General features: G+C 41.4%; 14 protein-coding genes and 1 pseudogene. 11 read left to right on the forward strand and 4 right to left on the reverse strand.

Annotation, left to right across the window (positions count from 1 at the left end):
* Positions 1-11 precede the first annotated feature (11 nt).
* A complete protein-coding gene (pflB, locus tag C1A07_RS09235; protein ID WP_101876851.1) occupies positions 12-2,105 on the reverse strand; it encodes a formate C-acetyltransferase in 2,094 nt (697 codons plus the stop codon).
* 248 nt (positions 2,106-2,353) lie between these two features.
* On the opposite strand from pflB, the gene C1A07_RS09240 reads away from it, so the two are divergent.
* Positions 2,354-2,557, forward strand: coding sequence for a DUF1858 domain-containing protein (locus C1A07_RS09240; protein WP_101876852.1), 204 nt, complete (start codon positions 2,354-2,356; stop codon positions 2,555-2,557).
* An 85-nt stretch (positions 2,558-2,642) separates the two neighbouring features.
* Here C1A07_RS09240 and C1A07_RS09245 read toward each other — a convergent pair whose 3' ends face one another.
* Positions 2,643-3,362, reverse strand: coding sequence for an adaptor protein MecA (locus tag C1A07_RS09245; protein WP_101876853.1), 720 nt, complete (start codon positions 3,360-3,362; stop codon positions 2,643-2,645).
* A 179-nt stretch (positions 3,363-3,541) separates the two neighbouring features.
* On the opposite strand from C1A07_RS09245, the gene C1A07_RS09250 reads away from it, so the two are divergent.
* From C1A07_RS09250 to C1A07_RS09275, 6 genes are all read left to right on the forward strand, one after another.
* Positions 3,542-4,990, forward strand: coding sequence for a serine/threonine protein kinase (locus C1A07_RS09250; RefSeq protein ID WP_207654299.1), 1,449 nt, complete (start codon positions 3,542-3,544; stop codon positions 4,988-4,990).
* A 131-nt stretch (positions 4,991-5,121) separates the two neighbouring features.
* The gene (locus tag C1A07_RS09255) at positions 5,122-5,544 is read left to right on the forward strand and encodes a hypothetical protein (RefSeq protein ID WP_145996047.1); all 423 of its coding nucleotides are present in this window, start codon (positions 5,122-5,124) and stop codon (positions 5,542-5,544) included.
* A gap of 72 nt (positions 5,545-5,616) precedes the next feature.
* Complete coding sequence (locus tag C1A07_RS09260) at positions 5,617-5,853, forward strand: hypothetical protein (protein ID WP_101876856.1); 237 nt, start codon at positions 5,617-5,619, stop codon at positions 5,851-5,853.
* A gap of 192 nt (positions 5,854-6,045) precedes the next feature.
* Positions 6,046-7,695 carry a glycosyl hydrolase family 18 protein gene (locus C1A07_RS09265; RefSeq protein WP_101876857.1) on the forward strand — a complete coding sequence of 550 codons (1,650 nt, stop codon included), beginning with the start codon at positions 6,046-6,048 and terminating at the stop codon, positions 7,693-7,695.
* Positions 7,692-9,182 carry a metallophosphoesterase gene (locus C1A07_RS09270; RefSeq protein ID WP_242972288.1) on the forward strand — a complete coding sequence of 497 codons (1,491 nt, stop codon included), beginning with the start codon at positions 7,692-7,694 and terminating at the stop codon, positions 9,180-9,182. The genes C1A07_RS09265 and C1A07_RS09270 overlap by 4 nt, the downstream gene beginning before the upstream one ends.
* A 22-nt stretch (positions 9,183-9,204) precedes the next feature.
* Positions 9,205-9,426 (forward strand): hypothetical protein, encoded by a 222-nt coding sequence (locus tag C1A07_RS09275; RefSeq protein ID WP_101876858.1) that lies wholly within the window; start codon positions 9,205-9,207, stop codon positions 9,424-9,426.
* Between the two features lie 11 nt (positions 9,427-9,437).
* Here the strand turns inward: C1A07_RS09275 and C1A07_RS09280 are convergent, their stop codons facing one another.
* Both C1A07_RS09280 and C1A07_RS09285 read right to left on the reverse strand, forming a co-directional pair.
* Positions 9,438-10,205, reverse strand: a complete 768-nt coding sequence (locus C1A07_RS09280; protein WP_101876859.1) for an XRE family transcriptional regulator — start codon at positions 10,203-10,205, stop codon at positions 9,438-9,440.
* 282 nt (positions 10,206-10,487) lie between these two features.
* Positions 10,488-10,850 carry a helix-turn-helix transcriptional regulator gene (locus C1A07_RS09285; protein WP_101876860.1) on the reverse strand — a complete coding sequence of 121 codons (363 nt, stop codon included), beginning with the start codon at positions 10,848-10,850 and terminating at the stop codon, positions 10,488-10,490.
* A gap of 241 nt (positions 10,851-11,091) precedes the next feature.
* Here C1A07_RS09285 and C1A07_RS09290 point away from each other — a divergent pair, with 241 nt between their 5' ends.
* The 4 genes and pseudogenes from C1A07_RS09290 to C1A07_RS09305 all read left to right on the forward strand — a co-directional run.
* Positions 11,092-11,565 carry a sporulation initiation factor Spo0A C-terminal domain-containing protein gene (locus tag C1A07_RS09290; RefSeq protein WP_101876861.1) on the forward strand — a complete coding sequence of 158 codons (474 nt, stop codon included), beginning with the start codon at positions 11,092-11,094 and terminating at the stop codon, positions 11,563-11,565.
* Between the two features lie 152 nt (positions 11,566-11,717).
* Positions 11,718-11,897, forward strand: a complete 180-nt coding sequence (locus C1A07_RS09295) for a hypothetical protein (protein WP_145996048.1) — start codon at positions 11,718-11,720, stop codon at positions 11,895-11,897.
* Entirely contained in the window at positions 11,894-13,507 is a 1,614-nt protein-coding gene (locus tag C1A07_RS09300) for a recombinase family protein (RefSeq protein ID WP_101876863.1), read from the forward strand. Before C1A07_RS09295 ends, C1A07_RS09300 begins: the two co-directional genes overlap by 4 nt.
* A pseudogene (locus tag C1A07_RS09305) lies at positions 13,480-14,034 on the forward strand (N-acetylmuramoyl-L-alanine amidase); the annotation flags it as partial. The gene C1A07_RS09300 and the pseudogene C1A07_RS09305, both read left to right, overlap by 28 nt.
* Positions 14,035-14,074 lie beyond the last annotated feature (40 nt).

The following is a 14,074-nucleotide window of genomic DNA, read 5'->3' on the forward strand; positions in this document are numbered from 1 at the left end:
CTTTCAAAGTTTTATTCTCTGTCAAGACCCTCAAAAAGTGTAGCTCCAGCGCAGGCGCCGTCAGAGCAGTTTTCTAATTCAATATCCAGATCTCCCATAAATACCTGAGAATCCTTGCCAAGGGCATCCGGAACAATAGAGAAGGTATTGGAAATACCATCCTGGGCATCCTTAAATGGAAGCTTGGAAACAGAAGCCAGGGAGGCTACTGCGCCGTGGGTATCTCTTCTGTGCATTGGGTTGGCGCCAGGTGCAAATGGAACGCCTGCTCTTCTTCCGTCAGGAGTAGAGCCTGTATGCTTTCCATAAACAACATTGGAAGTAATTGTAAGAATAGAAGTAGTAGGAATACCGCCGCGGTATGTGTGGTTTCCTTTTACGTAGTTCATAAAGGTGTGAACCAATTCGCTGGCAATATTGTCTACACGATCATCATTGTTGCCGTATTTAGGGAAATCTCCCTCAACTTCATAATCTACTACAATGCCGTTTTCATCTCTTATTGTGCGCACCTTTGCATATTTAATTGCAGAAAGAGAGTCGGCTACAACAGAAAGTCCTGCAATGCCAGTTGCAAACCATCTGGTTACTTTCTTGTCGTGAAGAGCCATTTGAAGTCTTTCATAGCAATATTTATCGTGCATAAAGTGAATAATATTTAAAGTATTAACGTAAACTCTGGCCAGCCAGCGCATCATATCCTTATATGCTTCCATAACCTCATCATAATCCAGATATTCAGAAGTGATTGGACGGTATTTTGGTCCAACCTGCTTTTTAGATACCTCGTCAATACCGCCGTTAATTGCATAAAGAAGGCATTTTGCCAGGTTTGCGCGGGCGCCGAAGAACTGCATTTCCTTGCCTAAGCGCATAGATGACACGCAGCAGGCAATGGCATAATCATCTCCGTGAGTTACTCTCATTAAGTCGTCGTTTTCATACTGAATAGCAGATGACTGAATAGAGGATTTTGCACAGAAACGTTTAAAGTTCTCAGGAAGTCTTGTAGACCAAAGCACAGTTAAGTTTGGCTCTGGAGCTGTTCCTAAGTTCTCCAGGGTGTGAAGGTAACGGAAGGACATTTTAGTAACCATGTGGCGTCCGTCAATTCCCACACCGCCGATGGATTCTGTAACCCAGGTAGGATCTCCGGAGAAAAGGGCATTGTACTCTGGAGTTCTGGCAAACTTTACAAGGCGAAGCTTCATAATAAAGTGATCAATAAATTCCTGGATCTGCTCTTCTGTAAAGGTGCCTTCAGCCAGGTCACGCTGTGCGTAAATATCCAGGAAAGTAGAAGTACGTCCCAGGGACATAGCCGCGCCGTTCTGCTCTTTTACAGCAGCCAGATATCCAAAGTAGGTCCACTGGATTGCTTCCTGTACATTTGTGGCAGGCTTTGAAATATCAAAACCGTAAATGCTGCCCAGCTCTTTTAATTCATGAAGAGCGCGGATCTGCTCTGACAGCTCTTCTCTATCCCTGATTACATCAGAATACATAATAGTACGGGTAGTCGCCTTCTGCTCCTCTTTATCTTCGATAAGACGGTCAACGCCGTAAAGGGCAACTCGTCTGTAATCTCCGATAATACGTCCGCGGCCGTATGCATCAGGAAGACCTGTAATAATGTGGCTGGAACGGCACGCTCTCATTTCAGGAGTGTAAGCATCAAATACACCGGCATTATGTGTTTTTCTATGCTTAGTAAAAAACTCGCTGATTTCAGGGTCTACTTTATATCCGTTGTCAAGGCAGGCCTTTTCTGCCATACGTATGCCGCCGTAAGGCTGAAGAGAGCGCTTAAATGGCTTATCTGTCTGAAAACCTACAATGGTTTCCTTGGACTTATCCAGATATCCAGGACCATGGGATGTTATAGTGGAAATAATTTTTGTGTCCATATCCAGGACGCCGCCGGCTTCCCGCTCTTTTTGAGAGAGCTCCATTACCTGAGCCCAAAGGTCCTTTGTCTTTTGGGTAGGGCCGGCTAAAAAGGCTTCATTGCCGTCGTATGGAGTGTAGTTTTTTTGTATAAAATCACGTACATTAATCTCACGCTCCCATACGCCATGTTGGAATGTTCTCCATTCATTTCTCATCGTTTTGAACCTCCTGTAGTATAGCTGGAAAATTTGGTAAAATTTATAAGTAATATTAATTAATAAAACATAATATAAAAGTAAATCTAATATTATGATACCATTATTATAAAAGAATACTGTATACACGTCAAGAGGGATTTTGCTTATTGTTAAAATATTATCATATATCTTCATAATACTTAGCCTTGAAAACAAGAGGAAAAAGTATTATAGTAATCATAATACAAGTAAAGGAGGAAAATTAAATGCAGATTAGTAAAGATATGTTAATTGGCCAGCTGCTGCAGGTAGATGAGTGTATTGCTCCTATTCTGATGCGTGCAGGTATGCACTGTCTGGGCTGCCCATCTTCACAAGGAGAATCTTTGGCAGAGGCTTGCATGGTTCATGGCATTGACTGCGATACATTAGTTTCCCAGATTAATGAAATACTGGCAACTAGAGAATAATGATAAAGGCTGCAAAAAAACTGATGATCCGGTATTGTCCGGCGCAGTTTTCTGCAGCCTTTATTGCTGCAGCTTTTCTTCTATATTAAATAGAAGAAAGTGCCTGCAGCGCATAGTCTTTTGTGATTAACTCGTAATGCTCCCTGTAATAGGCCTCGGCGGCATACTCAAATTTTACTTTGCTTCCGTATTCTGCAAGGAGGTTGAGAACCTTGCTGAATATAGGGGAATTAGGATCATCTCCATAAATAATCAGATAGTACTGATTATTCTCCGGGTTCTTATAAAGGCTATTTTTGCCATTAAAGAGTTGTCCTACAGCATGTGCGGCCTCGATAATAGTATCCAGTTTATCAAAGGAATATATTCTGACAGGGGAGACAGAGGCGCCGGCATCTGCAGAGGAATGATTTTCCGGTCCCTGCTGCTTGTTTTCCGAAAAATTTTCCAAAAAAACATCTGCGCCCTCTAAGTATTCTCCTGCCAGAGAAGAAATTATATTATCTTCCTCCTCCTGCATAGGTGAGAATTTAGAGAAACGTGTATCTAATTCTTCCGGATCCTCTATTTTAGTAATCACCAGCATAACGCTTTCACTGGATAGGGGAATTGCCTCCACCATAAGCGGGATATCATCAGCCTCAAACCCCACTTCATTGGAAGCCTTCTGAATCATTTCGCGGAAAAGGTTGCGGGCTTTTTCTGTGCCGTATGCCAGTTCTCCAAGATTCAGATTGCGCACGCTTAAATCAAAGCTGCTAAGGGTACAGCGAATCTGGTTTTCATTTACTCGTTCTATCTTCATAGGATACACTTCTTTCTATATGATTAAAAAAGGTCATAATCCTTCAATATAACTATACTATATCATACAGCAAAATATCAATTACTATGTGGAAATTTTAGAAAAAATTTAGGGAATAACAAGAAAAAATAATTGTAAACAGAGGCAGGATATATTAGAATATGCAGTAAGAGGTGGTATTGGCATTGAAGGAGGTGAAAATTTTTAAAGATACTACACTGTTAGGAAAGTACCGTCTGTGCAGTATTATCGGCACAGGGAGGACAGGAGTCGTGTATCTGGCGGAGCACATTAGCTTGGGGGAATACAGAGCGGTTAAGGTGATTTCAAAGCATACGGCGGACCACAGGCAGGCGTACCAGGAAGCTATGATTCTGAAAAAGCTTCGTCATCCCGGAATTCCTATTATATATGATGTGGAAGAAGATGTAACAAATTATTATCTTATTGAAGAATATCTGGAAGGAAAGTCCTTATATCACATTGTGAATACAGAGGGCCCCTTATCAATGGCAATGATTGTATCAGTTGGGATACAGATTTGCCGTCTGGTTGATTATTTGCATTCTGCAAAACCAAACCCCATTTTGTATTTAGATTTACAGCCTAAAAATTTATTATTATGTCGGGACATTGTAAAAATGGTTGATTTTGGCCAGGCTATTTTTTTAAATGAAGTCAGCAGTATTGAAAAACGTTATGGGACAGTAGGGTATGCCGCACCAGAGCAGTATTTAGATGAAGATCTGGACGAAAGGACGGACATTTATGCTGTCGGTGAGCTGCTGCGCTTTTTAAGAGGCAGGGAGGACGAAAAGTGTTTTTCCGGCTCTAAAAAAGGCGGGGATCTGACGGCAATTATCAAGCGCTGCAGGGAAGAAAAGCGGGAAAAAAGGTATCAGTCAGTGAAGGAGCTGTTAGAGCAGCTGGAGTTGCTGGAGCATTTACTGAATTTGCAGACAGCCTGTGGCAGGCAGAAAATAACATTACCATCTCTTACAATAGCAGTGGCAGGGTTAAGCCCTGGAGCGGGAGCCACTCACTTTTCTATTGGTTTTGCTCAGTATTTAACAATTCTGGGATATCCATGTATATATGAAGAAAGAAATTCTTCTGGAGCCATTATGGAAATGGCAGAGTATTTAGGCTGCCAGCCAGACAGCGCAGGGATTGTGAGAGTCTGCGGCTGCGATTTGCGGCCTGAGTACGGCGATTGGGTAAAGTTTAAAGAGCCGGAAGGATTATGGAGAGTATATGATTATGGGCAGGATTGGAAAAGCGCCGGCGACAGCTGCTGCGATGCAGTAGTTTTGGTGGCAGGAGGAAAGTGGTGGAATATAAAAGAGGCGGAGAAAGGCGCGGACAATATAAAAGAATCGCCGGGATGGTATTTGGTGTGCAGCCAGGCCACAGGCCGGTGCAGGCTGAGATTGTCTGTGAAGGGAGCCAAAAAGCGCTGCTTAAAGGCTCCTTATTTTGCCGACCCGTTTCACCTGAATTCAGATGCCGCTGATTTTTATAAGGCTCTGTTTACCAGTATTACCGGGCTGCCAAAGGGAAGAGGGAGAGGCGTATTAAGGTATTTAAAGGGAAAAGTGGGGGCGTTTACAGAAAAACTGCAGAGGTAATAGGGGTCTGCGGAGCCGGAAAAGGAACGGGAGTTACCCATTTCTGTATTATGGCCGCCTCCTATTTATCTGGAGTGCCCAGGAAAAAAACTGCGCTATTAGAGTGGAACTGCAGCAAAGACTTTGCGGCAATGGAAAAAATCTGCAAGGGAAGGATTTCTCAAATAGAATTCTTTTCTATATTAGATGTGGACTATTATAAGCAAAGCTGCGGGACAGTTCTGGCAGATTGCCTGGAAAAAGAGTATGAGTATATTATTATTGATTTTGGTGTATTGACAAAGGATAACAGGGAGGATTTTGTACGATGCCGGAGAAAGCTGGTCATTGGCTCGTGCATTGAGTGGCGGCTGGGAGCGTTTATGGAAATTCTGACAAATGGGAGGAAGGGGTGTAAGGGTTGGGAATATGCCGCTGTATTTGGAAGCGGGCAGACCAAAAGAGAAATAAAGAAAAAACTTAGAATCCCATTTTATGAAATTCCTTTTTCAGTAGACGCTTATACAGTAGATTCGGAGACGCTGAAATTTTTCCAGAAATTTTTCAGGAGCTGACTTTTTAAGGCTTTGTGTCACAGCAGCTAGTCCTTGTGAATATAAGGCGGCTCCTAAAGGGAGAAGAGTGGTATGAAAAATAGAAAAAAGCAGCTGGATGAGAAGGAGCGTCAATCTTATCTGCGGGGCTTAAAACGGTATAAGGAGAAAGGTGTTCTCATATATATTGACGATAAGCTGGCAGACGAGAAGGATCTGGAAGTTTTATTTGAAATCCAGGAGGACGGAAGCTTTTATATGGGAGACTATATAGGAGCAGAGGCCGGCTGTCTGAAAGAAATACGTTTTGATAAGGTGTACAACAAATAAGGCCTGGAAATATCACATTCAGTCTGCAGCCATAACAGAGGATAAAATAAACAAATAAAAAGGGCAATCAAAACGTAAAGAAAAATTAATAAGCAGTACTATGCTGCATATGGTATAATATGAACACTTGGCCAGGTTTTAGTAAGCCCGGTGTAAATAATTATATTAATCCATCATCCGGAGGATAAACAAATGAAAAGACTGATGCATTTTATCACATGTTTGATGATTCTGATTCTTTTTGCAGCTGCCGGCGCAGGCGGCTATATGGTATATAAAAAATATTCGCCAGTTAAGGAGTGGGCAGATTCTGGAGAGCTGTTTCAGGTAAACGGCGACCAGGTTGCTTTGATTTTAAACGAGGTGCTGCAGGAGGAAAAGGGAGTTTATGCAGAGGGACAGACTTATCTTCCGGTTGAATGGGTAAATGAACAGTTAAATGAGCGGTTTTATTGGGACAGTATTGAGAATATTTTGGTCTACGCCCTGCCGGATTCTATTGTGTATGCGGACGAAGAGACATTAGGCAGCATGGGAAGCCATCTGCTTCTTAAAAAGGAAGGGCAGGTTTACTTATCTGCCGGTTTAGTGGCCAATTACACAGACGTAAGGATGGAGACCTTTGATAAAGAGGATGTAAAGCGGATTTATATTAATAATCTTTGGGAGGAGGAGACAACGGCTGTAATAAAAAAGGACAGCAGTATTCGTGTCCGGGGCGGAGTAAAAAGCCTGATTGCAGCAGAGGCATTAAAAGGCTCTCAAGTGAAGGTGCTGGATCAAATGGATAAATGGTCTTATGTGAGAACTGATTCCGGCTACTTAGGATATATTCAAAATAAAAGGCTGTCCCAGGTGCAGGTCAGCGTGCCTGAAAGCTCCTTTCAGGCTCCTGTATATGAAAGTCAGTCTTTAGGGGAGAGGGTCTGCCTGGCCTGGCATCAGGTTACGACTATGGCGGGCAATGATACTTTAGACAGTATGTTGGAGGGGACAAAGGGGATTAATGTGATTTCACCTACCTGGTTTGCTCTTTCAGATAATCAGGGGAATTTTAAGTCTCTTGCAAGCAAGTCTTATGTAGATAATGCTCACAGCAGAGGGCTGCAGGTGTGGGCCCTGCTGGATAATTTCAGTAAAGATGTGCAGACAGAGAAGCTGCTTGCGCCTACTTCCACAAGGAAAAAGTTAATTGCCGGGTTGATGGATCAGGTGGAAAGATATGATATAGACGGTATTAATCTGGACTTTGAGGGAATTAAAAAAGAGGCTGGGCCTCATTATGTGCAGTTTATCAGAGAGCTGTCAGTAGAATGCAGGAAAAAGGGAATTATTTTATCAGTTGATAACTATGTTCCGGCGGCGTATAATGAATTTTATAATAGAAGAGAGCAGGGGATTGTGGCCGACTATGTGATTGTCATGGGGTATGACGAGCATTACGCAGGCGGTGAAATGGGCTCTGTAGCCTCTTTGCCCTATGTGGAACAGGGGATTAAAAATACGCTGCAAAGTGTTCCAAAGGAAAAGCTTATTAACGGAATCCCTCTGTTTACTAGAGTGTGGACGGAAAAGGACGGGGAAACTACATCCACGGCAATGGGAATAGAAAAAGCGGAGCAGTGGGTGGCGGAAAATGAAGTAGATCTGACATGGGACGACCAGCTGGGTCAGTATTATGGCCAGTTAGTAGGAGAAGAGTCCAGTCAATATATTTGGATGGAGGACAGCAGGTCTATAGAGCTGAAAATAAAGGCTGTGGAGGACAGTAATATAGCGGGCGTGGCCTGCTGGAAGCTGGGCTTTGAGCCAGAAGAATTGTGGGAAGTGATTAATCCATGAAATATAAGATAATGAAAAAACAGGCGGCGGCAGCTATTATAATAGCTGCTGCTGTTATCATGCAGGGATGTTCCTTTGCAGAAAGGCAGGAAAGCCAGGAGGCTTCCTCAGAAGTAGAGACAACTATGCCGTCAACTGCTGAGAAGGAAGAGCAGACAAGGGAGAGCGTGGAAAGTATGGAAAGCCCTCCTGAGGAAGAGGAAAAAGGTGAAAACAAGCTTAGAAAGCTGGATGGAGTAAAAATTATAATAGGCACAGACGTGCATTATTTGTCTCAGGAACTGACAGATTACGGTCAGGCTTTTCAACATATGGTAGAATACGGGGACGGCCGCCTTGTTACATATATGGATCAAATTACAGATGCATTTTTGGAGGAGGTCATAGAGCAGAAACCGGATGCCCTTATACTTACTGGGGATATAAGCTCAGAAGGTGAAAAATTAAGCCATGAGGAGCTGGCAGAGAAGCTGAGGGCAGTGGAGGAGGAAGGAATCACAGTTCTTGTGATTCCGGGCAACCACGATATTAATAATCATAAGGCGGCAGGTTATCTGGAGGATAATACTTATCCGGCAGAATATACACTGCCTCAGGATTTTGAGACAATATACAGGGAGTTTGGATATGAGGACTGTATGAGCCGCGATGAGAGCACATTAAGCTATATGTATCAGCTGAATCAGGATATCAGAGTGTTAATGCTGGATACCTGTCAGTATCAAAGCGGATATGCTCAGGTAGGCGGCGCCATTATGCCTGATACATATGATTGGATTGAGGAGCAGCTGGAGGACGCATGGGACAATGAAATGATAGTTCTGCCTTTTGCCCATCACAATCTTTTAGATCAAAGCGAGGTTTATGTTCAGGACTGTACCATTGAACACAGCAGCCAGCTGATTGACATTCTTCAGGGATGGGATATATCCTTGTTTTTAAGTGGTCATCTTCATGTGCAGCACATGGATGAAACAAAGGGGTCTGGGACTATCAGGGAAATTGTGACCAGTTCTCTGACAACGCCTGATTGCCAGTATGGAATTCTGGAGTTTGAAGATGGGGATAATTTTGACTACAGAACTCAGAAGGTGGATGTTTCAGGATGGGCGTTAAAGCATGGAAGCCCTAAAATGGACCTTTTGCAGTTTGAAGAATTTAGAACTCCCTTTTTGCGGAGAGTATTTCAGAACGAGGCCTATGGCGTGCTGCAGAGATTTACGGACCTGACGGAGGAAGAGCGCCGCCAAATGTGCGCCTTTTATGCGGAATTAAATGACTATTATTATCAGGGAAGAGCGCAGGAGATTGCGGATACTGCTATCAACGATCCGGCATATATATTGTGGCAGGAAAAATCATATCCCGTTGTTCTTACAGATTACGTGGGATCTATAATAGATGACGCAGACAGAGATTATAACAGTATGCATGTGAGAGACGGGGAAGAGTTCTTTTTGGACAAAAACGGCGATATATTAAAATAAGTTTAATGCTTGGATGGTAAAGGTGAGAAAAACAATTGCAGAATCATTAATGGGAATTATGCTGTTGTTTGTTGTATTTCTGGTGGCCAGACACGGAGGGCTGGACACTTCACAAACATTGGCAAAGGGGGAGCATACAGAGACCGGGCCGGTTGTGGTTATCGACCCAGGGCACGGAGGAGGCCGATTGCGGCAGAGAACAGCGGATTACAGCGGATTCTCAAAAGCAATCGGCCTTATATAAACAGCGAAATTTTATTTTTCCGGCAATGAGCCAGGAGATGAATCATCCAGATCAAACAACCCGTTTACTTTGCCTATAATTTTTCCGATACAGTGGAAATTATCCTCAGGCAGCACTTCTATATCAGGGTCCATAACATTTAATGCTCGAAGCCTGCAGCCGGTGTCGTCATGGCGCAGAGAACGAATATAACACACCTTATTTAAACAAAAAATACCCATCTCATTGTTGGTGGCCTGTTGATCAGAAAGGGCTAAAACGTCGTACTTTTTGAAAACAGGCTCATATTCGTCCACCTGAATTTGAAAACAAAAGGCCAGATCTGCAGGAATATCTTTCCGTTTAATTTTATATGTTATAGGCCGTTCCTGAAGCAGAAATCCAGTATTTGCCTTGCGGATTCCTGGAATGAGACAAGGAAAGGACCCCCATTCTTCTTTGCGGATACGTTCGTATTCAGAATCAATTATCATACGGACAAGCTGCTTGCTGTTTTCGTCCAGGTGCCTGTATTTTTCAATAGAATCTTTTTCTTCCTGGCTTAAATCATGGCCGTAAATAGTGCGAATCATATTATTAGTGAGATAATCAAGGTAAAGATAGTTGGCATCAACCCCAAGGGTATTAATCAAAGAAATTAAAATTTCTGTCTTGGGAGTGCTGATGTCATTTTCATAATTAGCAATAGCTGAAGGTGTTACACATACTTTATGAGCCAGTTGATTTCTTGTGAGTCCTAATTCTAGCCTGCGGCTACGTAGCTTATCTCCAATTCCCATAGCAAGCCTCCTGGTCTTATTTATTTATCATATAGTATACTACAAAAAACTTTGAAAATCAATCAATAATATCAAGAATTATGATAATTTTGGTTGACTTTTCCAGAAATATATTGTAAACTGTACAAGACATCCATAGTTAGCAGCAGAAAAAATCTATTTATGGAGGAGTTATGAATCGAAAATTACAAATAATTAATTTGGTAAAGCAAGCTGATGACATACAAATTAAATATATTTATGAATTTATCAAAGCTCTATTAGGATCTGCCTAAAGCAGATTTATTTTTTTGTTGAAAGAGTTGTGATATGTTGCAGAACATGCCACTCGTCCTCAGTTAGCTGGGACAGTGTTAAGATAAACTGCTTTTTAAAGGAATCCGGCTTTTCCCTGAGAAGCAATCCAAACCATTTAGAAAGCAGAAGATCCGGATTAGTTTCTAGATACATGTTTCCTTCACCAGTTCGCAGCCATGTTTCGTTTACGTTAAACTCGCGGCAAATGGAAAAAAGAATCGCGTCTATAGGGGTGCGTGAACTGGTTTCATAAGTGGCGATAGTATTTCTGGATACACCGATTTTTTCAGCAAATTCTTTTTGGGTCATGCCAGCGTTTGTTCTGATAATTTTAATTCTGTTCTTCATTGGCATTCCATCCTTTCGTTAGTGAAATATTGTACGTATATGGATAATATAGTAAAGGAAAAAAGTTGCGATGTCAATAAAAATATAAAAATATAAAACAAAATAAAACATTTAATAGTCATAATACAACAAAAATAGAAGTTTTTATTTTCATATACAGCGCAGAAGATACAAGAAGGAAGAAGGCCGAGAAAATAGTATTTTCTAAATTCAGCGCTGTCTATTTATGAAGGGGGAAAATATGAGAGATACAACTATAGACATATTGTTAGACATTGGGATTCCAGCCGGCGTAAAAGGGTTTGGCTACATTTGCGATGCAATGGAGCTGTTTGAAGCTGATGCTTATTATCAAGAAGGAAAGATATGCCTTTTGTATTCTGAGATTGCTAAAAAACATAATACTACAAGTTCCAGAGTGGAACGAGCAATCCGACATGCCTTTGAAACTGCAGTTACAAAAGGAAATCAGGAGATGGTAGACAAATATTTAGATAAGCTAAATACGCAAAATTCTAATCTGCTGAGAACCTTATATTTAAGAAAACAACAGAATGAGCATAGAAAAAGTACAGAGGTATCTATGTGCCATTCAGACTACTGTGCTCTAAAACAGCAAATTTATTTAGAAGCTGTTGATAAGCTGTCAGAGGAAATGGAATTAATGCTTTCTAAGGTTATGCAGAATATAAAAGAGAATCAGGCAGTAAATTAAAAATAATTAAACAGGGAAGCAAAGTGATTTGTTGTTTAAACAAGAATACTAAATTGAGAAATATAAGGAGGACAGCTGTTTTACAGCTGTTCTTTTTTTTGCCCCAAAACATACATTGTGGTAAAGAAGTGTTCTGGGAGCAAAAGCAGACGGTGAAAGCAAATATTCAAAAGGAGTATAAGATTCAGCGGGTATATTTAGGAAAGTATTCAGCTGAGAGTATGGTGGAGAGGTTGATAAAGGACCATTTGAAAGCTGTTTATCTGGAGATTAATAATAAACAGGGGAAGGGAGAGTTGGATAATATAAATAAGGGAGATGTATTTGAATGAATGAGAAAGCGGGAAATAAACATTTTCTGAGAACAGGAGCTTACATTAGATTGTCCAGGGAGGACGGAGACAAGGCAGAAAGCGACAGTATTGTGAATCAGAAAAAGCTGGTTCAGGAATATGTATTAAATGAAAAGGATTTAATACTTCAGGAGTTTTATGTAGACGACGGGTGGTCCGGCACTAACTTTAACAGACCGGCTTTTCAGAGGATGCTCTGGGATATTGAAAATAAGAGGCTGGATTGTGTAATAGTAAAGGATTTATCCAGATTTGGAAGGGACTACATTGATACAGGCAGATATTTGGAGCGGTATTTGCCGGAAAAACAAGTTCGTTTTATTTCTGTGACAGATGGAATAGACAGCGGAAAACAGACTTACGATATACTAGTTCCCATAAAAAATATTTTTAATGAGCAGTATGCCAGAGATATTTCTAAAAAGGTGCATTCAGCTATTAAAACAAAGCAGAAAGCAGGGGAATTTATAGGGGCGTTTGCCCCTTATGGCTACAAAAAATCCTCCTCAGATAAAAATAAGCTGATTATAGATCCCTATGCGGGGAAAATTGTGCAAAGGATATTTCAAATGTATTTGGAGGGCATGGGAAAGCTGACTATAGCCAAAAGATTAAATAAAGAGGGAATTTTGTGCCCGTCCCAGTATAAAAAGGCTTGCGGCGAGAATTACCGAAGCAAAGGGGAAGGTAAAAGGGAATTATATTGGACATATTCTGCCATTCACAAAATTCTTCAAAGCCAGGTGTATGCCGGGGATATGGTTCAGGGGAGGAAAACTCAGGAGATGCGTGGAAAACAGAGAATTTTAAATAAAAATATGTGGATAACTGTAAATAATACCCACGAGCCGATTATTGACAAAGAGACATGGAATAAAGTACAGAATCTGATGACGAGAAAGACCAGGCAGGCTCAGATAAAAAAGGAAGAAAATATATTTGCAGGCTTTTTAAAGTGCGGTCAATGCGGTGGCGCTATGGTAAAAAAAGTAGCGGGGGGAAAAGAAAATAAAAAGATTTGTTATTGCTGCGGTACATATGTAAGGCTTGGAAAGGATTACTGTTCCCGCCATGAAATATCTTTTCAGGCGCTGGAGGATGCTGTTAAGGCGGATCTGAAAAATATAGTAGAAAATATGAAAGATCTGGAAGGAATAGCAAAAAAGGCAGAAAAGACTTGCCAGGGGAGGACCCCGGGGGCGGATGTACTTTTAAGATATCAGGGGGAATTGGCACGTTTAAAAAAAATGAAAAAAGCTATTTATGAGGATTACAGGGAAGGGCTGATTAATAAAGAAGAATTTTTGATGTTTGGAAGGGAGTATAGGGAGAAGGAAGATTTAACAGAAAGAAAAATTCAGGAGATGTTAAAAGGGGGAAATAACAGGAAGGGCTGGGAAGGGGATTTGTGGCTGAAAAAACTGGTGGAAAATCAGGATATTCTATATTTAGACAGAAATATAATCGTAGAAATGGTGTCGGGCATCCAGATTTTTGAAGAGGGAAACATAATAATCAATTATAATTTTCAATGCCCTGTGGCCGCAGATAACCTCCAGCCCACGGAGGAAATGATCCTGGAAAGGTAGGGGTAGATAAAAGCCTGGAAAAGGATATTAATTTAGAGATTTCCAAGCGGCTGAAAATGTATTTGGAGAACTCGGATGTAAAGGTGGTTATGACAAGAGATAAAGATCAAGGGCTGTACACAGAAAAGGACAGCAGTAAAAAGTCGGCTGATATGAGGAAAAGATGTGAAATCATCAGCGAGACAAAGCCGGATTTAGTTGTCAGCATCCATCAAAACAGCTACCATGAAGAGCCGATTTCCGGAGGACAGGTGTTTTATTACAGCAGATCGGAAAAGGGAAAAAAATTGGCAGAGCTGGTTCAGGAGCGGTTTGATTATGTGCTGGGAGAGAAAAATACGCGGGTGGCCAAGGCAAACGACAGCTATTATTTACTGCTTCATGTAAAAGAACCTATCGTAATCGTAGAATGCGGTTTTCTTTCTAATTGGGCGGAGTCGGCAAAACTGAATTCTGAGGAGTACCAGGACCGCCTTGCCTGGACAATACATATGGGAATTTTGGAGTATTTAAATGGAGAGAAATAATAGAGGGATGGCAGTATTTGCTTCCTCTCTGCACATTGAC

This window comes from Lachnoclostridium edouardi (genome assembly GCF_900240245.1).
Classification (GTDB): Bacteria; Bacillota; Clostridia; order Lachnospirales; family Lachnospiraceae; genus Lachnoclostridium_A; species Lachnoclostridium_A edouardi.

What these genes read in the sequence shown, in the direction of transcription:
- C1A07_RS09260 (WP_101876856.1), top strand. Translation starts at nt 5,617, where the DNA reads ATGAAAAATAGAAAAAAGCAGCTGGATGAGAAGGAGCGTCAATCTTAT.
- C1A07_RS09245 (WP_101876853.1), bottom strand. Translation starts at nt 3,362, where the DNA reads ATGAAGATAGAACGAGTAAATGAAAACCAGATTCGCTGTACCCTTAGC.
- C1A07_RS09300 (WP_101876863.1), top strand. Translation starts at nt 11,894, where the DNA reads ATGAATGAGAAAGCGGGAAATAAACATTTTCTGAGAACAGGAGCTTAC.
- C1A07_RS09265 (WP_101876857.1), top strand. Translation starts at nt 6,046, where the DNA reads ATGAAAAGACTGATGCATTTTATCACATGTTTGATGATTCTGATTCTT.
- pflB (WP_101876851.1), bottom strand. Translation starts at nt 2,105, where the DNA reads ATGAGAAATGAATGGAGAACATTCCAACATGGCGTATGGGAGCGTGAG.
- C1A07_RS09285 (WP_101876860.1), bottom strand. Translation starts at nt 10,850, where the DNA reads ATGAAGAACAGAATTAAAATTATCAGAACAAACGCTGGCATGACCCAA.
- C1A07_RS09280 (WP_101876859.1), bottom strand. Translation starts at nt 10,205, where the DNA reads ATGGGAATTGGAGATAAGCTACGTAGCCGCAGGCTAGAATTAGGACTC.
- C1A07_RS09240 (WP_101876852.1), top strand. Translation starts at nt 2,354, where the DNA reads ATGCAGATTAGTAAAGATATGTTAATTGGCCAGCTGCTGCAGGTAGAT.
- C1A07_RS09290 (WP_101876861.1), top strand. Translation starts at nt 11,092, where the DNA reads ATGAGAGATACAACTATAGACATATTGTTAGACATTGGGATTCCAGCC.
- C1A07_RS09255 (WP_145996047.1), top strand. Translation starts at nt 5,122, where the DNA reads ATGGAAAAAATCTGCAAGGGAAGGATTTCTCAAATAGAATTCTTTTCT.
- C1A07_RS09270 (WP_242972288.1), top strand. Translation starts at nt 7,692, where the DNA reads ATGAAATATAAGATAATGAAAAAACAGGCGGCGGCAGCTATTATAATA.